The organism is Labilibaculum manganireducens, from assembly GCF_963665805.2.
GTDB lineage: Bacteria > Bacteroidota > Bacteroidia > Bacteroidales > Marinifilaceae > Labilibaculum > Labilibaculum manganireducens.
The window spans coordinates 332,950-354,232 of the sequence record NZ_CAXXEE010000003.1; the positions used below are offsets into that span (position 1 = coordinate 332,950).

Annotated in this window: 15 protein-coding genes; 9 read left to right on the forward strand and 6 right to left on the reverse strand. The window is 36.7% G+C overall.

Going from position 1 to position 21,283, the window contains the following annotated elements; all coding sequences use genetic code 11:
* Window positions 1-61: 61 nt before the first annotated feature.
* The 4 genes from ACHZAX_RS01440 to miaB form a co-directional block, all read right to left on the reverse strand.
* Window positions 62-2,482: an alpha/beta hydrolase family protein gene (locus tag ACHZAX_RS01440; protein WP_320017760.1), complete on the reverse strand. Its 2,421-nt coding sequence runs from the start codon at window positions 2,480-2,482 to the stop codon at window positions 62-64.
* A 566-nt stretch (window positions 2,483-3,048) separates the two neighbouring features.
* Window positions 3,049-6,288, reverse strand: coding sequence for a S41 family peptidase (locus tag ACHZAX_RS01445; protein ID WP_320017761.1), 3,240 nt, complete (start codon window positions 6,286-6,288; stop codon window positions 3,049-3,051).
* 236 nt (window positions 6,289-6,524) lie between these two features.
* The gene (locus ACHZAX_RS01450; RefSeq protein WP_320017762.1) at window positions 6,525-7,043 is read right to left on the reverse strand and encodes a GNAT family N-acetyltransferase; all 519 of its coding nucleotides are present in this window, start codon (window positions 7,041-7,043) and stop codon (window positions 6,525-6,527) included.
* A 100-nt stretch (window positions 7,044-7,143) separates the two neighbouring features.
* On the reverse strand, window positions 7,144-8,475 hold the full coding sequence (gene miaB / locus ACHZAX_RS01455) for a tRNA (N6-isopentenyl adenosine(37)-C2)-methylthiotransferase MiaB (protein WP_101309409.1): 1,332 nt from the start codon (window positions 8,473-8,475) through the stop codon (window positions 7,144-7,146).
* A gap of 429 nt (window positions 8,476-8,904) precedes the next feature.
* On the opposite strand from miaB, the gene ACHZAX_RS01460 reads away from it, so the two are divergent.
* The 3 genes from ACHZAX_RS01460 (at window position 8,905) to ACHZAX_RS01470 (ending at window position 12,248) form a co-directional block, all read left to right on the forward strand.
* On the forward strand, window positions 8,905-9,738 hold the full coding sequence (locus ACHZAX_RS01460; protein ID WP_101309408.1) for a universal stress protein: 834 nt from the start codon (window positions 8,905-8,907) through the stop codon (window positions 9,736-9,738).
* A 73-nt stretch (window positions 9,739-9,811) separates the two neighbouring features.
* Window positions 9,812-10,324 (forward strand): hypothetical protein, encoded by a 513-nt coding sequence (locus ACHZAX_RS01465; protein WP_143470865.1) that lies wholly within the window; start codon window positions 9,812-9,814, stop codon window positions 10,322-10,324.
* 22 nt (window positions 10,325-10,346) lie between these two features.
* Entirely contained in the window at window positions 10,347-12,248 is a 1,902-nt protein-coding gene (locus ACHZAX_RS01470; RefSeq protein WP_320017763.1) for an amidophosphoribosyltransferase, read from the forward strand.
* 209 nt (window positions 12,249-12,457) lie between these two features.
* On the opposite strand, the gene ACHZAX_RS01475 is transcribed toward ACHZAX_RS01470, so the two are convergent.
* Together ACHZAX_RS01475 and ACHZAX_RS01480 are read right to left on the reverse strand one after the other, a co-directional pair.
* Window positions 12,458-13,435, reverse strand: a complete 978-nt coding sequence (locus tag ACHZAX_RS01475) for a GNAT family N-acetyltransferase (protein WP_101309405.1) — start codon at window positions 13,433-13,435, stop codon at window positions 12,458-12,460.
* Between the two features lie 150 nt (window positions 13,436-13,585).
* On the reverse strand, window positions 13,586-14,422 hold the full coding sequence (locus tag ACHZAX_RS01480) for a 1-acyl-sn-glycerol-3-phosphate acyltransferase (protein ID WP_101309404.1): 837 nt from the start codon (window positions 14,420-14,422) through the stop codon (window positions 13,586-13,588).
* 207 nt (window positions 14,423-14,629) lie between these two features.
* Here ACHZAX_RS01480 and ACHZAX_RS01485 point away from each other — a divergent pair, with 207 nt between their 5' ends.
* From ACHZAX_RS01485 to mraY, 6 genes are read left to right on the forward strand one after another with little or no spacing between them, the layout of a single operon-like run.
* Window positions 14,630-15,091 carry a division/cell wall cluster transcriptional repressor MraZ gene (locus ACHZAX_RS01485; protein ID WP_101309403.1) on the forward strand — a complete coding sequence of 154 codons (462 nt, stop codon included), beginning with the start codon at window positions 14,630-14,632 and terminating at the stop codon, window positions 15,089-15,091.
* A 58-nt stretch (window positions 15,092-15,149) separates the two neighbouring features.
* Complete coding sequence (gene rsmH / locus ACHZAX_RS01490; protein ID WP_156196961.1) at window positions 15,150-16,055, forward strand: 16S rRNA (cytosine(1402)-N(4))-methyltransferase RsmH; 906 nt, start codon at window positions 15,150-15,152, stop codon at window positions 16,053-16,055.
* 2 nt (window positions 16,056-16,057) lie between these two features.
* Window positions 16,058-16,438, forward strand: coding sequence for an FtsL-like putative cell division protein (locus ACHZAX_RS01495; protein WP_101309401.1), 381 nt, complete (start codon window positions 16,058-16,060; stop codon window positions 16,436-16,438).
* The gene (locus tag ACHZAX_RS01500) at window positions 16,438-18,555 is read left to right on the forward strand and encodes a penicillin-binding protein (protein WP_320017764.1); all 2,118 of its coding nucleotides are present in this window, start codon (window positions 16,438-16,440) and stop codon (window positions 18,553-18,555) included. The genes ACHZAX_RS01495 and ACHZAX_RS01500 overlap by 1 nt, the downstream gene beginning before the upstream one ends.
* Window positions 18,556-18,565: 10 nt before the next feature.
* Window positions 18,566-20,023 carry a UDP-N-acetylmuramoyl-L-alanyl-D-glutamate--2,6-diaminopimelate ligase gene (locus tag ACHZAX_RS01505; RefSeq protein ID WP_320017765.1) on the forward strand — a complete coding sequence of 486 codons (1,458 nt, stop codon included), beginning with the start codon at window positions 18,566-18,568 and terminating at the stop codon, window positions 20,021-20,023.
* Between the two features lie 2 nt (window positions 20,024-20,025).
* Complete coding sequence (gene mraY / locus ACHZAX_RS01510; RefSeq protein ID WP_320017766.1) at window positions 20,026-21,279, forward strand: phospho-N-acetylmuramoyl-pentapeptide-transferase; 1,254 nt, start codon at window positions 20,026-20,028, stop codon at window positions 21,277-21,279.
* Window positions 21,280-21,283: the final 4 nt, after the last annotated feature.

The window sequence follows — 21,283 nt, forward strand, 5'->3', positions numbered from 1 at the left end:
AAAAAGGGAATTCATCTTTACGAATGAATTCCCTTTTTGTATAAAATTGAAACTTGCAGATTTATTCCATTTTTCTGTTTTTAACGTATTTTTCAAGCCACTGATCTTGTTCCCACAACATATGAAGGATACTCTCTTTGGCTCTGTAGCTATGACTTTCTTTAGGGAAAATAACCAATCGAACGTTAGCTCCCAATCCTTTTAGTGCGTTAAAATACCGCTCACTTTGCATTGGGTAAGTTCCTGAATTGTTATCTGCTTCGCCATGAATTAACAGCAAAGGAGTTTTCATTTCGTCGGCATGCATAAAAGGCGACATTTTGTAGTACACTTCAGGGGCGTCCCAGTATGAGCGTTCTTCGCTCTGAAAGCCAAATGGTGTTAATGTTCTGTTGTAGGCACCGCTTCGGGCAATTCCGGCAGCAAACAAATCGGAATGGCTTAATAGATTGGCCACCATAAAAGCACCATAACTATGTCCGCCAACGGCAACTTTATTTCTATCGATATAGCCCAAAGAATCAACCGCATCAATTGCGGCCTTGGCATTTGAAACCAGTTGCTTACAGAAAGAATCGTTTGGTTCTGTTTCACCTTCACCAATAATAGGGAATGAGGCATCATCTAAAACAACATAACCCTTAGTTACCCAGTATATTGGCGATGCCCAATATGGATAGGTAAACTCGTTTGGATTTTGAGTGTTTTGAGAAGCACTTGTTTTGTCTTTAAATTCCTTTGGGTAAGCCCATAAAATCATTGGCATTTTTTCTTTTTTATTTACATCATAACCTACAGGAAGATATAACGTTCCGGATAGTTCCAAACCATCTTCGCGTTTGTAGTTTAAAACTTCTTTGTGCACGTTTTGGATGCTTTTAAAAGGATTCTCGAAATTGGTAAGCTGCTTTAGCTTATTTTTATCGATATCTCTAAAATAATAATTAGGATATTCGGTTTTAGATTCAATACGCACCAATAACTTTTTGTTTAGAGAATTAAAATCCTGAATGTCTTCAATTTTGTCTTCGTAAGTTGATTGATACAGGCGTTCGGTTTTTTCGGTCTTCAAATTTAACTGATCAACAAAGGGATATTGCCCTTTTTCACTGTAACCATCTCCTATTAAGAATGCATTATCACCATCTAAAGCCAGTACATAGTTTCCGAATTTGTTTCTTTTATGTACAAAGTTTCCCGGATCATTGTATTTGTCCTGATAGTTTCGATCCGAAATTATTTTGGGTTCCTGACTGGCATCCGATGGATTAAACATGTAGGTTTTTATATTTCTGGTATTCCACCAGTAATCCATAGCAATTGCAATATTGTCGTTGCCCCAGTCAATAGTATAGAATCGATTGATCGTTTTTAAGATACTTTTTGGCGTGCCGTTAAATGGAGCTTTCAGTTCAAATACTTCATCTCTAAAATCCACTTTATTTTCAGGATCTCCGTCATCAAGAGCTTCAGTATAAATTAAAGTGGCGGGTTTATCATCGCGCCAATTCAAATCTCTTCTTCCGGTTCTTATTGCCATAAATCCTTTTGGCAGTTCTTCAATCAAAGGCACCTCCAAAACTGTTTGCACCATTTCGGCTTGGCTCGAATATATTGTGGTTTTAAATGGGAATCTTGAGTAGGGAACCAGATAGGAAAATGGTTTTTCGATTGTGGTTAGCATTACATAGTTTCCATCAGGAGAGAAGGTAATACTTTCAAACATTGCTGCACCTAACCATTTTTCTTTATCTCCGTTAAGGGATATTTTGTAAAGATCCGAAAGTGCCAATTGTTCAAAATTGTATTCGTCATTTTTGTTTTTCAGCAAATCCTGATAGGTTCTGTTTTGAGCTTTACTTCCTTCATTAACAGATATTGTTGGTCCGGTTGGAATACTGTTTTTTGTATCGATGAGTTCTTTTTTGTCTTCAGAAATCATTTTCACCAATAAGGATTTACTGTCTTCGAACCAGTTAATTACATCGCCTATATTGGCATTAACATTGGCTTCTGTTAATTTTGCAGCAACAGCCTTTTTAAGATCCAAAACCCAAATCTCAACACCATCTTGGCTTGTATTAGTGAAAGCGATCATTTTCTGATCGGGCGACCATTTGAAATTAGCTAAACGAGGATTTTCCGGTAATCCTGTTACGGGTTTTGGACTCGTATTTGTTTCTTTTAAATTGATTAATTTCAGATCGTTGTAATAGTTTGTTCTACTACCGATATTTGTCTTTGGGTTGATTCGTAAACCACCCAGACGCAACTCAACTTCAGAAAGTTCAGCAATGGTTTTATACGAATCACGATATCGTAAAACCATGAAATCTTTACTTTCATCAATAAGTACCGATGGGGCAACCTTCACATCAACTAAATCTAAGATCTCAGAGGAAGGCTTCTGATAAGTTATGTTCTCCTGAGCATTCGCACTTGAAAAGCCAAGGAGTAAAGCCAGATAAATGAATCGTTTCATAATAGAATTTTTATTTTCGGTGAATTTTTATGTATAGTTGTTTTGTTTGTTATTACTTTAGATCATCAGCTTGTTAAGCTAACAATAAAGTTGATTGTTCTAAAATATTCCAAGACTGTTTTTTTTAAGAGGTTGTAAATAAAAAACCGAAAATAGCAACGGCCCCTATTCCGTGTTATTTTCGGCAAATTATGTCTGTTCAGGTTTTGAAAAAAGTAGGAGAACAGACCCCTATAATTCCGTTTGCCAGTAGGTTAATAAAAGCGGTCAGGAATATTTCTTAAAATTTCATTTTACATTGTTAATTAACAAAAACCATACCAGTAAAATGAGATCGAAACTCAATTCATTTGAGGTGATCAAAGGAGGGATGAGCTTCGTCTCATTTACACTTAATGGTTCAGTTTATTCAGAATATGTAGTTCTTAGTTGTTAATCGTATTTAATACATTTTAAACCTGATTCCATTTGTGAGCTGTTTGTTCGTTCGTGAGATGTCTTTTGCCTGCAGAACACTTCTTCCATCAGGAAGAAGTGTTTGATTGCAGGTTCATTGATTTTACAGACTATTTTTCATCAATTTCGTTTAATAAAGACTCAACCGCTTTTTTAAGCTGCTGATCATCACCTTTGGTTACAACTTCGTAGTCATTTCTAACTTTAATATCCGGTTCTATTTGGTGATTTTCAATGTATTTTCCTTTGGTGTCTTTTACTCCAACCATTGGCATACCGAAATATAAAGTCGGATCCTGAAGAGTTTCCCACCATACAGCAGTCATAGTGCCGGGAACAGGCATCCCAACCAGTTTCCCGATTTTTAATGTTTTGTACACATATGGGAATGCACAGGCATCAGAATAATTACTCTCACTAATTAAAACAGCAGATGGTTTTTTCCACTTGGAAAGTGGTTCTGTTCCAAAATCCTGTCCTCTGGGTGAAAGGGTAGAGTACACTTTACCACTAAGCAGAGTTGCTAAATCGTCGTGCAGCCAGCCTCCGCCATTAAATCTTGTATCAACAATAATAGCTTCGTAAGTACCATATTTACCCAGAATTTCAGAATATACTTTTCGGTAGCTTTGCGAATCCATTCCTTTTACATGAACATATCCAATTCGTCCGTTCGACAAGCGCTCGCATTCTTCCTGACGTTTTTTCACCCAACGTTCGTATAGCAGTGTGTTAATGCTCGAAACAGGTTTTACAGTTTCTTCCCAACGTTCTTTCGTGTATGGATTGTAAAGGCTTAGTAGTACTTTTTTGCCTGCCTTGTGGTTTAATAATGGGTAGTAGCTTTCGTTTTTCGAAATTACATTCCCATCAATTTTTTCAATGATAGTACCAGCTATAATTTTTGAATCGGCTTGATTCAGCGGCCCTTTTTCAATGATTTCGGCAATTCGCAAACCGTCACCTTCGTAATTCCAATCAAGGATGGCGCCTAATTCTGCTGTTTGATCAGGATTTTTTGAGTTGGCGCGATAACCGGAACCGGTATGCGAAGCATTTAACTCACCCAATAACTCACTTAGCATTTCTGCAAAATCGTGATTGTTGTTGATATAAGGTAAAAATCGTTTGTATTCACTTTTGTAAAAATCCCAGTCAACTTGATGCATTTCAGGATCATAAAATTTTCTTAACATGGTGCGCCAAACATGTTCAAAAAGATATTCTCTTTCTTTGGCTTTATCCAAATACATCTCGGCAGTGTAGCTGATGTCTTTTCGTTTGTTTGTCGCAACATCTACTTTAATGATGCTGTTGCCTGACATTAAAAACAGGTTTTTTGCTTCCTTGTCGAACTGCATAGCGCCACCGCCGCCTTTTAAGTCAAGAACTTTTTTCGTTTCTTTCTCTTCCAGATCGTTTACCCAAAGATCATATCCATCTTCGAATTTACTTAGGTAAAATAATTTTTTCCCATCAGGAGTCAGGATTGCATCAGAAAGTTTGGAAGGATTGATGGTTAAACAAATCTGACGATCTTCCATTCCTGAAAATTCAATGTTTAAATCTTCAACTTTGTCTTTGTCTTTTTTGTCCTTTTTCTTGTCTTTGTCATCGTCCTTATCTTCCTCTTTCTTAGCTTTTTCAGCTTCTTCTTTTAATTCTTTTTCTTCTTTTGAAAGTTTGAAGTCATCAAATGCTTTCTGGTTAAAGAATTGAATGTAAACATCCGATTGTGAGCCCCAGCTTCCATGACTACGGTATCCACGTTTGTCGGTGAACCAAATCATTGCATTTCCTTTTAATGACCATTTGGCATCAGAATCGCTGTAGCCGCTTTCAGTAAGGTTAATCACCTTCTGATTTCCCTGAGCATCAACCATTGCTGCGTCAGGCATAAAAATAGTGTGAGGATAAATATTAACAAGAAACCATTTGCCGTCAGGCGACCAGTCGTAATGCTGATCTCCGTCAGAATAAGAATAGTTCCATTTTTTGCCTAGTATCGTTCTAACTTTTTTCGATTCTAAGTTGATTACCTTTAGGATAACGCGATCTTCCAAAAAAGCAACTTCTTTGCCGTCAGGAGAATATTTTGGTTGAAAGGTTTCTGCAGCAATTTCCAAAACTGCCTCTTCTTTTAAAATGGTAGAGTTGGCAAACTGAGTTTCATCTTCCCTCGTCATTTTGGTTTGGTACAAATTCCAGCTGCCGTTTCTTTCCGAAGCATATAGTAAAGCTTTTCCATCAGGACTAAAGCTTACCGAGCGTTCCTGTTCCGGAGTGTTGGTAATTCGTTTCGTAGTTCCGTATTCAACAGAGGTCACGAAAACTTCTCCACGTACAATGAAAGCAACTTCTTTTCCGTTTGGAGAAACGCTCATTTCGGTAGCGCCACTGCTTAGTTTTTCAAAATTTACTTCATTTTCTTTATTGTCAATAGCAATAGCAACTTCTAATTTTACAGGAGCTTTTCCTTCTTCCTGAGTATAAATTTCACCATTCCAGGAATAACAAAGTTTGTTGCTGTCAGAAATGCTTAAGAAACGAACCGGGTGTTTCTCAAATGTACTGATTTGAGTCAGTTGGGTTTTATCTTTTACAGGAGCTTTCCAAACATTAAAACTGCCTGATTTTTCTGTTAGATAGTAGATCTCATCATTTGATGCATTAAATACAGGATACAAATCCTCACCTTCAAATGTTGAGAACATGCTGTGTTTTTTATTTGAAACATCATACAACCAAATGTCTCTGGTAACTGCCGAGGTATGATGCTTTCTCCAATGATCTTCATATCCTTTACTGTCACGGTATAATATGTACTCCATATTTTTGCTGTACTTTGCATCCAATGCCGGCGAAGTAAGTATCTGTGAAACTTTGCCACCATTTACAGGTACACTGTACAATTCAGGAAGTACGCCTGACGGAAACATTGCATTTTTGAAATCATCACTAATTGTTGAAGAAAATAGTATATTTTGTCCGTCTGGCGTAAAACTAGATGGTATTTCTCCTTTTGAATTAAATGTAATTCTGTTCGGAGTTCCTCCTTCAACAGGTATTGTGAAGATGTCAAAATTCCCGTATCGGTCAGAAGCAAATGCGATAGTTTTGCTGTCGGGAGACCAAACAGGTTGGTAGTCGTAGGACTGGTTGCTGGTTAGTGCTGTGGCATTACCACCTTCCGAAGAAATGGTAAATAAATCGCCGCCATATTCAAAAACAACAGTTTGACCATCCGGAGAGATTGACGGATATCTCAACCATTGAGGATTATCCATACCGAGAAGACTTTGTGCAAGAGCAATTAAAAATGTGGTGATGAAAAACAACTTTTTAATCATGTTTTGTCGAATTGTGTTAAAAATTAGGACATAGGTTTTCCATGAACAATAATATTAATTCGATGGTAGTATCATAATTTGTACCAAAGCTAATAAGCTGTTGATTGTGTGTGTGGTTGTGCTGAAAGTGTTGTGCTGTAGATAATTATTATTGTTCGGATGTGAACAAAGTACTGTTCGTTTTCGGACTGCTTGTCTGCAGTTATAATAAATAATTACAGTGAAAATTTCGAGATTTACAGGTCGTTAAATTCCTTTGGGTATTCAACACATCCGGAAACGGTTTTTAGAGCGTCTTTTTCCAATTCAAGTGCCATAAAAACTTCATTTGGCACATCAAAAGTACATGTGATATTGAATTTGGAAGCTGGAGTAAAACCAAATTCAGGGTAATATTTATCGTGCCCCAATACAATTACAGATTGGTGCCCCATTTTTTTTGCCTTTGCCAATCCATTCTCTACCAAATGTGACCCAATTCCTAATCCTTGCAATTCAGGTATTACCGACATGGGTGCCAAGGCTAAAGAATCAAATGTGTTATTCTCAGATTTAATTTCGATTGGAAAGAATAAAATATGACCAACTATTTCATTTCCCATGCAAGCAACTAGGGAAAGATCTTTGATGAACTTTTTGTTTTTTCGAAGTTTTTCAACTAATAATCCTTCAGCTTCTCTACCAAATGCCATGTCGTTAATCATGGATATCGTTTTGTAATCATTCTTGTTTTCCGGTCGAATCTGAATTTTCATAGTAGTAAGGTTTTGATGCAGGCTGTCTGGCAAAAATACCAAAAAAATCCAACACAACTGAATAATTCAGCCTTGTTGGATTTTAATATGTGTTTTCAAATTAAACTGCTTCTCCGACAAGAGTTGCTTTGGTGCATTCTTTAACAATTACATTTGCCAAATCGCCAACTTGATAGTTCTTTTTGGGAAATACAATCACTTTGTTTTGTGATGTCCTTCCATATACATCCTGTTCAGATCTTTTGGAAATTCCTTCAATCAAAACTTCGAAAACCTGTCCAATATCACTTTGATTGTTTTCCAGCGAAATCTGATTTTGCAGAGCAATCATCTCTTCTAATCTTCTTTGCTTTACCTCTTCGGGAACATTGTCTTCTAAATTCTTGTAAGCAAATGTACCCGGACGTTCTGAATATTTAAACATATAGGCTAAATCGAATTTCGCCCATTTCATTAATTCAATGGTTTGATTGAAATCTTCTTCGCTTTCATTATGGAATCCACAAAAAATATCGGAGGAAATTCCACATCCAGGTATAATTCTTCGGATGGCTTCAATTCTGTCTTTATACCATTCCTGCGTATATTTTCTGCGCATGTCTTTCAAAACGGAATCACTTCCTGATTGCACCGGCAAGTGAATAAACTTACAGATATTATCATGTTTGGCAATGGCTTTTAATGTGTCATCACTCATGTCTTTAGGGTGTGACGTTGCGAACCTGATTCTCATTTCAGGAACGGAAACAGCAACCATCTCTAAAAGCTCAGGGAAGCTGACTTCAGAAACAGAATTCTTAAAAGCAAATGAATTTACATTTTGGCCTAAGAGAGTAACTTCTTTGTATCCTTTTTCAGCCAAATCTTTAACTTCTTTTAATATACTTTCCGGGTTTCGGCTGCGTTCACGTCCTCTTGTGTAGGGAACAATGCAGTAGGTGCAGAAATTATTGCAGCCTCTCATGATAGAAACAAAACCAGATATGGAAGTTTCATCAATTCTCGACGGGCAAATATCTTTGTATGTTTCGGTAAGGGAGAGTTCTATGTTGATTGCTTTTTCTCCATTTTCAGCTTTTTTCACCAAAAGAGGTAAATCCATATATGCATCAGGTCCTACAACAATATTTACATTTTTTTCCTGATCAAAAAGTTTCTCTCCGAGTCGTTCAGCCATGCAGCCAATTACACCAACTAATAGTTTTGGGTTCTTTTTCTTTAATTCGCTAAAACCTTGAACTCTTCCCCGAACTCTGGTTTCTGCATTTTCACGAACCGAGCAGGTGTTTACTAAAATTACATCAGCTTCTTCGCGGTTTTTTGTAATGATAAAACCATCATGTTCCATTATCGAAGCTACAACTTCACTATCAGCAACATTCATTTGGCAACCGTAAGTCTCCAAAAATAATTTTTTGTTGTTATTGCTCATTTCTGTATTTCCCTTATAATAAATTTCGTGCAAAGTTATATTATCTCAACTGAATGACAAGAAAAGGAGAGGTGATTTAGAATGGGTAAAGAATAATGGATTGCGTTTCAGAATTCAGGATGTAAGCTTATGATTATTAATTGGATGGTTTTTAGTTGATTAATTTGTACTTTTAGTAGGAGATCGAAACGATTTTCATCAATATTTAAGTAATGGATATTTAAGTTTATATTGGCTTGGTAATTGTGTTTGTTGCTAAATATTTTTGTGTATTTTTATCCCGTAAATAAGGGGTTCGGGAAGAACTTGATTTAGAGTGGGTTTGTGAAAAATTAATCTCTTTTAAAACCTGTTTGGATGGTATGTCGTTCAGATTTAGGAATAGTTCTTGTGTTACGGTTATAAAGTGTTAATGTAAAAGTAAACATCATGAAACGTATTTTAGTTCCAGTTGATTTTTCTGGTGATTCTCTCAAGGCATTGAGGTTTGGCATTTATTTGGCAAATAAATTGGATTGTCATCTTAGGATGATTCACGTGCAGAAGTCTGAGAAATTCGAAATCCCTTTTCATTTCGAGGAATTGAAAAATGAAATCATTCATACCGTACAAGAATATTTCGAGAAATTGACTGAGCTTCATTCTGCTGACTATTGTGTCAGGAATGGAGTTTTTGATTTTAAAATAAGAACAGGAAGTGTTTATCGCGAAATTGTAAATCAAGCAAAATACGGCGATGCATACATGATTCTTATGGGAGCTTACGGAGCTTCCGGTTTCGAAGAATTTTTCATTGGAAGTAATGCTGTTAAGGTAGTTACGAATGCCACTTGTCCTGTTATAACGGTACAAAAAGAATTCACTAAGGGGCAGGTGAAAACAATTGTAATGCCTATTGATGCAAGCACTGATACAAGAAAGAAAATTCCATTTGTGTCTGAAATTGCTTCCCGATGTAATGCGAAAGTTCATATTTTGGGCGTTCATGAAACTTCCGACACCAATGTGATCGGGAAGATTGAACATTATATGAGACAGGCTGAAGACTATTTTAAGGATGGGAATATTGACTATGTGAAGAGCATTCGTAAAGGAGACAATAATACGTTTTCTTCTCTTGATTATGCTCGTGAAGTAGATGCGGATTTAATTGCAATTATGACAGAACAAGCTGAAAGCTCGATTAATATGTTTTTTGGATCTTACGCTCAACAAATGATAAATCGTTCTGAAATTCCAATATTATCCGTTCCTAACGATTAATTAATGAATCCGGCAGCTGATTTAACAGATGATTCATCTTCTGGTTTTATTAGGTGTTTATAAACAACAAAAAATGCAGTACGTTAAAATATTATTCTTATCTGTCTTTATTCTGTTAGGTGTCTCATCAAATGCACAATTTGTTGAAGATGTAAAATTTAGTGGCGAACAAAGAGTAGACTCGCTGGGGAGTGTTAGGCTCATTCAAGATGATCGAATAAAAGAACTGCTCGATACGGATAAAATGATTAGCTCAAAGGATCCGGGATTTTCAGGATACAGAATACAGATTTTTTCAGGTAGAAGTACCGATCGGGAAAAAGCATTTAAGATTAAGAAAGAGTTTAAAGAGCTGTTTCCTGAAGAAAGGGCTTATGTAGTATATAAAGCCCCTGATTTTAGGGTTAGTGTCGGTAATTTTCGAAGTAAAATAGAATCTATTGAGCTTTACAAAGCTTGTTTAAAGTTCTTTCCGAATTGTTATCCGGTTAAGACTTATATTTTATTTTCAGATTTAATACCAAACGAGCAAGATCTTGAGGAGCTTATTCTTGATGAAGAGGATAAACAACAAAATGCAAACTAAATAACCATTTAAGAAGTTAATAATGAGTGACCAACTAAAGCACGAGTGTGGGATAGCAATGATTCGATTGCTAAAACCTCTTGAGTACTATCAGGAAAAATACGGATCGTGGAGATATGGTATTCAAAAACTCTATCTGTTGATGGAAAAACAACACAACAGAGGCCAGGAAGGTGCTGGAGCTGTTGGGTTGAAATTGGACATGCCTCCAGGGAACAAATACATTCATCGTGAGCGTTCATGCAGTGATCAGCCAATAAAAGATGTTTTTGACGGTGTATACAAAGAACTGGCGGCAGCAGAGGCAAAATATCCTGATAAATTTAATGACCCTGTTTGGGCCAAAGCAAACTTACCCTTTGCTGGTGAAGTGTATTTGGGACATTTAAGATACGGGACTTTTGGACGGAACAGTATTGATTTCGTTCATCCGGTAATGAGAGAAAATAACTGGAAGTCCAGAAATCTGGTGTTGGCCGGAAACTTTAATCTGACTAATGTTGATGAGCTATTTGATTTGTTGGTTGGATTGGGACAACATCCTAAAAATTATACTGATACAGTAACAATTCTTGAAAAGGTCGGGCATTATTTAGACGAAGAAAACCAAATGTTATTCCGTCAGTATAAAAATGATGGTTTATCGAATCAGGAGATATCCCCTCAAATAGAAAAGAATATAGATATACAAAAGGTGCTTTCGGGAGCCAGCAGAGATTGGGATGGAGGCTATTCAATTGCAGGTATGTTTGGCCATGGAGATTCTTTTGTGATGAGAGATCCCTGGGGTATTCGTCCGGCATTTTATTATCATGATGATGAGATTGTTGTAGTTGCTTCGGAAAGACCGGTTATTCAAACAGCTTTAAATGTTAGAGCAAATTCGATTAAAGAAATTGCTCCGGGAAATGCTGTTATTGTTCGTAAGAATGGTGATGTTGCCGAGGTTCCTGTGCGCGTTGCTCAAAAAAGAAGATCTTGTTCTTTCGAAAGAATCTATTTTTCCCGGGGAAGCGACAGGGATATTTATAAAGAAAGGAAGAGACTGGGGCAATTGTTGACTCCGGCTATCTTGGATTCTGTTAATCATGACATTAAAAACACTGTTTTTTCATTTATTCCAAATACCGCTGAAACAGCATTTTATGGCATGATGGAAGGTGTTCGACATCACTTAATGGAGCAAAAAAAGCAACAGATTCATGATTTGAACGGAAGTTGGACTGAGGAAAAACTTCAGGAGATTATCTCTGTTGAGCCCAGAGTAGAAAAAATCGCTATTAAGGATGCGAAAATGAGAACCTTCATTTCCAATGATGAAGGGCGTGACGATTTGGTAGGTCATGTTTATGATGTTACTTACGGGATTGTTAAGAACCAAGAGGATAATCTGGTTGTAATTGATGACTCTATTGTTAGAGGGACAACTTTAAAGCAAAGTATTCTTCGGATTTTAGATCGTCTTCATCCAAAAAAGATCGTAATTGTTTCTTCAGCTCCTCAGATTCGTTATCCTGATTGTTATGGAATAGATATGACGCGAATGGGTGAATTTATTGCTTTTAATGCTGCAATTGCAATGCTGAAAGAGCGTGGTTTGGAAGCTATAATTGATGAAACATATAAGAAGTGTAAAGCTCAGGAGAATCTGCCTAAAGAAGAGGTGGTTAACTTTGTGAAAGAAATTTACAAGCCTTTTACTGCGGAAGAAATATCGGATAAGATTGCGGTATTGCTTACTCCGGAAGTGATGGATGCTGAGGTGAGGATTGTTTATCAGACAGTTGAAAATCTTCACGTAGCTTGTCCTGAACATACAGGTGATTGGTATTTTACAGGAAACTATCCAACTCCAGGTGGAAATAAAGTGGTGAATACTTCTTTTATTAACTATTGTGAAGGAAATGACAGACGGGCTTACTAAAATAAGTTCGATATAAAATGGAAACCCGTCTTGCGAAAGGCGGGTTTTTTGTTTGGATGTGTTACAAAAAAGAGGGTGTTCAAAAAGTAATATTTTGTATCGGATTGTCATGTTGAGCGAAGTCGAAACATCTGTTTTTCAGAGTGAAAGATTCTTCGGCAAGCTCAGAATGACAATGGAACTATACTTTTTGGACACCCTCTTTGAGATTATTTCTTTTTAAAAATATTCAGTTTTGTTTTTGGAAGCTTGATGTGCAGTAAAGAAAGGTAAGACGCCGTGTGCCGGTCTTTCTTGTTCTCGTAAACATCGGCAATTGTAATCATGATACCTGTTTCTTCAACATCTCCAAAATGTGTGTTGATGGCTGTACCAAAGCACTTCATTGTAGGGGACAATCCCATGTAAGCATTAATAAGCGGAGGAACATTTTCTCCATTATTACGAACATTTTGTGATAGAACTTTGTAGTTCTCCTCAAAAGTATCTTTGCAAAAATCTTTTGCTAACTGCTCTGTGTCCATATTGGTTACAAGAGGAGTTGTAGGAGTGGCAAGTTTGTCCGGATCGTTGAACATTTTATTCATGAAATACAGGATGTGATTTCGGGCATCTCTGTTGTAATCAGGATACATCGTTACTTTGCCAAAGAAATATTTAATTTCAGGATAATCAACAATTAAAGCACCTAGGCCATCCCATAAATTATCAAGCGCATATAAACTTTTACGGCCTTTTCTGATTGATTGATATTCTGGTTGTACGAACGACCTCCCCAATTCAATCATGTGAGGCATGTAGTTCTTTTTAAATTCATCCGAAAAATTAAACAACCTTGAAGTTGCAAGATAGATTTCGCCATTTTCATCTTTAGGGGCCTCGCTGCACAAAATATAACGGTAGCCGCCAAGAATTTCTTTTGCCTTAGGATCCCAAACAATTAATTGATGATATGGTTTTTCATCCAGATCAAAATCATCAATATCAATATCTTTACCTGTACCTCCTCCGGCTTTACGGAAAGTAATTTCACGCAAACGTCCAACTTCTTTCATTAAATTAGGAGAATCATGATGAGTGAAGCAATAGATTTCATTCGATCCCTTGTTGGTCTTGCGTACAAATCTTTCTTCAGTCAGTTCTTTTTCAAGCTCCTCTCGTGGTACAGGGGGAATAATTTCTTTCATCAGTCGGTGTATTGATTCCTTTGCAAGGATAATTATTATTTTGGTTTTTTTTTACTAAAAATGATTTTCAAAAATACTTACATTATCGATAATAATGAATAGTACCGTGGCTAATATTTGATAAAACGAATAAGCCTTAAGGATAAGGATTTATTGATTTGCTAAATTATATGTTTTCTCTTTCATTTTTTCAGCCCACTTGTCATACGACATACTTTTGTCAAAGGTTTGGTATGAGACAGGCTTACCTACGCAAATAGTGAATTTTTTTCCTCTTTGCTTAAAAAGCTCGTTTGGCAAATATAACATTTCCAAATTAGATTTTAACCTTAGGAATTTCCTAAGATTGGCAAGGTTATAAAAGAAATTAGAGTTTCTTCCGTTAATGTGAATAGGTACTATATCGCGTTTGTATTTTTTTGCCTTCGAAATAAAACTTTTTTTCCATTCTAAATCTTCAATTTTCCCTTTTTGTTTTCGGGAAACTAAACCTGCCGGAAAGGTGAGTATTGTTGCTTCCGATTGGTAGGCTTCTACTATTGTTCTTGCAGCTTCTTTTGCTTGCCCTCCATGTTTGTTTATTGGTACAAAAACATCTGATAGGTTCTTGATATTCATTAGGATATCATTAACCAAAAACTTAATTTTCGGAAAATGCCTGCCGAAAATGCTGATTAAAATAATTCCGTCGGGACCACCTAATGGATGATTGGAAGCGAAAATATATCTGCCGTCTTTATTGATGTTTTCAAGACCTTTAATCTCAAAAGTAATTTGAAGTTCTTCTAAAACACTATCTGCAAATTCAATACCTTCTTTTTGATAGTTTCTTGATAAGAAATCATTAAGCTCTTCCTGATGGATGATTCTTTTAAGGTAGCGAATTATAAACTTAGGGAGTAGTTTTGAAATTCTTTCACTTTTACTTGCAAAAACCTTCTCTATATCAATTTTTAAATAGCTCTCAGGAGTGTTTTCTTTTTGCATAAAAATCTTAAATATTTTAATGTAGTTAGCAAATATCGCAATTTTCTTGCTTTGTTTTTCAAAGATTTATAACAATCTCAATATAATTGAGTGATAATTAGTTGGGATGCTTGTTAAAAGTTATTAACAAAACCATAAAAGTGGGAGTATGTGGTTGAAAGTGGGTAAATTTTTCTCTAATTTTACAATTGTAAATTATTTTTCCCAATGGTAACATTTATAGGTGATTATCCTTGTAGGTTGGACTCAAAAGGCCGTGTTTTGCTGCCTTCTGCTTTTCGGAAGCTTCTAAATGGAGGTTCTGAAAACCGTTGTGTTCTAAGGAAAAATCTTTACGAAAAATGTTTAGACCTCTACTCTATTTCGGAATGGGAGAAGCAAACCGAGATGGTGCGGGCAAAGGTGAATCCTTTTAATAAGAAGCATGCAGGATTTTTGCGGGAGTTTTTTAGAGGTACTGCAGAGGTCTTAATTGATGGGAATGGACGGATTTTAATTCCTAAGAAATTTTTTGATTTTGCCGGATTTTCAAAAGATGTTACCCTAGCCGGACAAGATGGGAAAATCGAAATATGGGATACTGAAACTTACGAAAAATCAGCTCTTGGACAGGATGGATTCAGCACTTTGGCTGATGAAATTTTAGGAGGAGATTTAAATAACGGGTAATCGTTGAGTATGAGCATTTAGAGTTGTTCCTTTGTGTTTCAATTAAAAAGATAAAAGAATGAGTACATATCATATTCCAGTTTTACTAGGAGAGAGTATTGAAGGGTTGGATATAAAACCAGATGGAATCTATGTAGATCTCACTTTTGGTGGAGGAGGCCATTCAAGGGAGATTTTAAAACATCTTACTACAGGCAAATTGATTGGCTTTGATCAGGATGTGGATGCAGAAGAAAATGTGCCAAAAGACGATCGGTTCATATTTGTCCGTCATAATTTCAGGTACTTTAAGAATTTTATGAAATATTTAGGTTACCCTAAAGTGGATGGAATTTTAGCCGATTTGGGTGTTTCTTCTCATGAATTTGATGTAGCCGAACGAGGTTTTTCTTTTCGTTTTGACGGCGATCTTGATATGAGAATGAATCAGGATTCGAATTTTACTGCTGCTGATTTATTGAATGAGTATAGTGTTGAGGATTTGTTTCGAATTTTCAAATTTTACGGAGAGGTTAAAAATCCAGGCAAGCTCGTGCGGTTAATTGATAATCAAAGAAAAGAAACGCCGTTCACTACCATTCAGCACTTTAAGGAAGTGATTGCTCCTTGTACGCCTAAGTTTAAAGAGCATAAATATTTAGCTCAGGTATTCCAGGCTATTAGGATAGAGGTGAATCAGGAGATGGATGTTTTGAAGGAAATGTTATTGCAGTCTGCTGAAATGTTAAAGCCGGATGGAAGATTGGTTGTGATCACCTATCACTCTTTGGAGGATAGATTGGTGAAGAATTTTATTCGGGATGGAAAATTTGAAGGCAATGCGGAAAAAGATTTCTTTGGGAATGTGCAAACGCCGTTAACCGCGATTAACCGAAAGGTAATTCTTCCGGGTGAAAAAGAGATTGAGCTAAATGGAAGAGCGCGAAGTGCGAAACTTCGGATTGCTCAACCTAAATCATTATAAGGATGTTTAAATTTCGAAAAAAATACAACGATTTCATTAAGCCTAGTGAGGAACTGAAAGAGACGTCTTCAGGTTCGGTTAAGGATTTTATTGATGGAAGTATTTTAACGAAAACGGAAGTGGTGCAACAGTTGCCTTTTATCATTTTCTTAGTTGTTTTAGGAATTTTTTATATCAGCAACAGGTATCGTTCAGAAAGAGTTTATCGCGATATGGTAGGTTTGGAGCAAGAGTTAAAGGAGCTAAGGTTTGAGTCGATAACAACAGCCTCCGATCTGATGTATATGAGCAAGCAATCGGAAGTTGTAAAAAGAGTGGAAAATGAAGGTCTTGATTTGATTGAAGCAACAGAGCCTCCCATTAAAATATATTTAGAGAAGTAGTGCCGATAAAAAAGGATATCATATGGCGGGTAGGGGCGATCTACACTTTGGTGATTATTTTTGCAATACTCATTGTTGGTAGAGTGGTAGCCTTGCAATTGTTCGAAGGAGATAAATGGCGAAGTAAAGCTCAGTCTCTTTCGCAGCGAGATGTGATCGTGTCGGCCAATCGGGGAGATATTTGTGCCGCCGATGGACGGCTTTTGGCAAGTTCATTGCCTTACTATCAGTTGCGAATGGATTTTCGTGCTTCCGGATTGACAGATTCTCTTTTTCGTGCCGATGTTGATTCTTTGGCACTTTGCTTATCGCGGTTTTTTCAGGATAAATCTGCAAAGGATTATAGAAATATGCTTTGGAAAGCGAAGTATCGAACCAAGTCGAACCGGTATTTTTTAATTCACCGAAAGAAAATTAATTACATCGGACTTAAAAAGATCAAGACCTTTCCTATTTTTCGTTTGGGGCAGAATAAAGGTGGATTAATCTGTGAACAGGAAAACAGACGCATACAGCCTCACTTAAATCTGGCCAACAGAACAATAGGATATTTGCTGGAAGGTGAACAAAATCAGCAAATTGGTAAGGTGGGTATCGAAGGTGCTTTTGAAAGTGATTTAAAAGGAGTTGATGGCATAAGTATCATTCAAAAAATGTCGGGCAGATGGTTGCCTGTAAATATGGTCGAGCCTAAAGATGGGAACGATTTGATCACTACCATTGATGTGAATTATCAGGATGTTGCTGAATCGGCTTTAGAGCAACAGCTTGTAAAATACAACGCACATCATGGATCTGTGGTTTTAATGGAGGTGAAAACGGGAGCAGTTAAAGCAATAGCCAATTTAGGTTTCGATGAAAAATCACAATCATATAAGGAAGATTATAATTATGCTATTGGTGAGGCTACAGAACCTGGTTCAACATTCAAATTGGCTTCAATAATGGCTTTGTTTGAGGATGGATATGTTGGTCCTATGGACTCTGTGGATACGGGGAATGGCGTATTTAGCTATTACAAAGAAAAAATGCGCGATTCTCATGAAGGCGGATATGGAAAAATAACGGTTCAGGAGGCTTTTGAAAAATCATCGAATGTGGGGATTTCGAAATTGGTAAACGATCACTATAAAAACAAACCTCGATCGTTTATTAATCGTCTTTACGAGTTTCGGTTGAATGAACCATTGGGGCTTGCTATTAAAGGAGAAGGAATTCCAAGTATCAAATATCCTGATGATCCATCATGGTCGGGAGTTTCTTTGCCTTGGATGTCGATTGGGTATGCGGTTCAGCAAACACCCTTGCAGACTCTTACATTTTATAATGCAATAGCTAATAATGGTAAGATGATGAAGCCTGGATTTGTAAAGGAATTGAGGTATCACGGCGATGTAATTCAAACTTTTGATAAAGAAGTCTTGAAATCTAAAATCTGTTCCGGAGAAACACTTAAAAATGTGAAAAACATGTTGGAAGGTGTTGTTTTAAGAGGAACGGCCAGAAACCTGCGGAATGCGAACTATACAATTGCCGGAAAGACTGGAACGGCACAAATAGCCGATAAAAATAAAGGTTATAAAGTTAAAGTGTACCAAGCTTCATTTGTTGGGTATTTTCCTGCTGATGATCCAATGTATTCGTGTATTGTTGTGATTAACCGACCAAATAAAACCAAAGGGTTCTATGGAAATCAGGTTGCCGGTCCGGTTTTTAAAACAATTGCAGATAAAGTGTATGCGATGAGCTACTCAATGCATCCAATAAAACCGGATGATGCAAGTTTAGAACCAAAGGTGCCGGTTTCATTGAATGGATATAAAAATGACCTGGACAAAGTGTTTGATGAATTAAACATTGAAATAGCGAATAAAGATATTCAGTCGGAATGGGTGATCACTTCGCGGAAAGACTCAATTATTGAATACAAATACAGAACAATTAAGAAATTTATGGTTCCGAATGTAAAAGGGATGGGCGTTCAGGATGCACTGTATATATTGGAAAATGCAGGACTGAAGGTTCGGGTAAAAGGCTTGGGATCTGTGTCCGGACAATCCATACAACCAGGAGCTTATTTTAATAAAGGAGATCATATTACAATCGATTTATCTTAAAATGTGACAGATGGGAATAAATATAAATGAACTGTTTGGTTCGGTAAATATACAGAGCATAAAGGGGAACAGGGATGTTGAAGTGAATGAGATTCATTTTGATTCCCGAAAGGTGAAACACGGCGATTTATTCTTTGCGTGCAGAGGAACCATGTCTGATGGTCATGATTTTATAAATACAGCAGTTGAAAAGGGAGCAGCGGTAATTGTATGCGAAGAGTTACCTGACAGCAGTACTTCTGAAACAACCTTTATTGTGGTTGAAGACTCTTCGGCCACGCTTTCGCAGATAGCACATAATTTTTACAACAAACCAACCGAAAACATACAACTGGTTGGTGTAACAGGAACAAACGGAAAGACCACAATTGCGACACTTCTTTATGATTTGTTTCGAACACTTGGCTATAAAGTTGGCTTGTTGTCAACAGTTTGCAATTATGTGGATGAAAAAGAAATTAAGGCAACTCATACTACCCCGGACGCATTGCAGTTAAATGCCTTGTTGGCGGAAATGGTTGAGGCCGGATGCGAATATTGCTTTATGGAAGTTAGCTCGCATGCTATCGATCAAAAGCGGGTTGGTGCATTGAATTATAAAGGAGGAATTTTTACAAATATCACTCACGATCATCTCGATTATCACAAAACATTCGATGCTTATTTAAAGGTGAAAAAAGCTTTTTTTGATCAGCTGGGGAAGAAATCATTTGCCATTACAAATGCCGATGATAAAAATGGAAAGCTGATGCTCCAAAATATGAAAGGGCATAAATTTACCTATTCAACTCGTTCTTTTGCTGATTATCGTTGTCAGATTTTAGAAAAGCACTTTACAGGAATGCTTTTGGAAATGGATGGCACAGAGATATGGACCAACTTTATTGGTGATTTTAATGCTCATAATTTATTGGCTGTTTATGGTACAGCTCGTCTTCTGAATCAAGACAAAGATGAGGTATTACGAGGAATAAGTGAGTTGAAATCTGTTGATGGAAGGTTCGAAAGTATCATTTCTACAGATGGCATTATGGCTATTGTAGATTATGCTCATACTCCGGATGCCTTGAAAAATGTCTTGGAAACAATCGAAGCTTTACGAACAGGAAACGAGCAGGTAATAACAGTTGTTGGTGCCGGTGGCGATAGAGATAAAACCAAAAGACCATTAATGGCAAAAATTAGTGCCGAATTAAGCGATAAGGTAATTCTGACATCGGATAATCCAAGATCGGAAGATCCTGATCAGATTATCAAAGATATGAAGGAAGGAGTGACTGCAAACAATACTCGAAAAGTATTAGCGATCACAGACAGAAAAGAAGCTATAAGAACAGCCTGTATGTTAGCGAAAAAGGATGATATTATTTTGGTCGCGGGGAAAGGTCACGAAGATTATCAGGAAATAAAAGGAATTAAGCATCATTTTGATGATAAGGAAATAATTAAGGAAATTTTTAAGCTGTAGTTATGTTATACTATTTATTTAGGTATTTAAATCAATTGGATTTTCCGGGAGCCGGGATGTTTGAATATATTTCATTTCGGGCGGCATTGGCCATTATGACTTCGTTATTTATTGCGACTGTATTTGGGAAAAAGATCATTCTCTTATTGCAAAAGCAGCAAATTGGAGAGATTGTTCGGGATTTGGGCTTAGCTGGTCAAATGGAAAAAAAAGGAACACCAACCATGGGGGGAATCATTATCATTATCTCCATTTTAATTCCGGTCTTATTATTTGCCAAACTCGATAATGTCTACATTTTACTAATGATTATTACAACTATCTGGTTAGGATTAATTGGATTTATCGATGATTATATTAAAGTATTTAAAAAAGACAAGGCCGGTTTAAGCGGCAAGCTTAAAGTAGCTGGCCAAATAGGTTTAGGTCTAATTGTTGGGTTAACCCTTTATATAAATGATGATGTAGTTGTTCGTGAAAAAACGAGTATGTCTGAAATAGGAATTCAAACCGAATTGGTTGACGAAGGATTTACATCGCAGGCTCCCGGGGCAACTCGTTTAACAACTGATGAAAAATCAACAAAAACAACGATTCCTTTTTTTAAGAACAATGAATTTGATTATGAGTCCTTAGTTGCTTTTGGTGGAGAATATTCACCTATGTTGGCTTGGCTGGTTTTTATAATCATTACCATATTTATTGTTACAGCCGTTTCAAATGGTGCAAATATCACCGATGGTTTAGATGGTCTGGCGACAGGTTCGTCAGCAATTATTGGTGCCACTTTGGGAATATTGGCCTATGTATCCGGTCACGTGGTGTATGCTGATTATTTGAATATCATGTATATTCCAAATTCAGGCGAACTGGTGATTTTTATTGCGGCTTTTATTGGAGCAACCATTGGCTTTATGTGGTACAACTCTTACCCGGCACAAGTTTTTATGGGTGATACAGGCAGTTTGTCTTTGGGAGGAATTATAGCCGTTTTTGCCATTGTTATTCACAAAGAATTGTTGATTCCTGTTTTATGCGGAATTTTTCTTGTTGAGAATATTTCGGTGATGATGCAGGTTTCTTGGTTTAAATACACCAGAAAAAAATACGGTGAAGGGCGAAGAATATTTAAAATGGCACCTCTTCATCATCATTATCAGATGAAAGGATATCCAGAACCAAAAATTGTTACCCGATTTTGGATTATTGGAATTTTTCTGGCGATTATAACAATAGTAACTCTAAAAATCAGATAAGTAC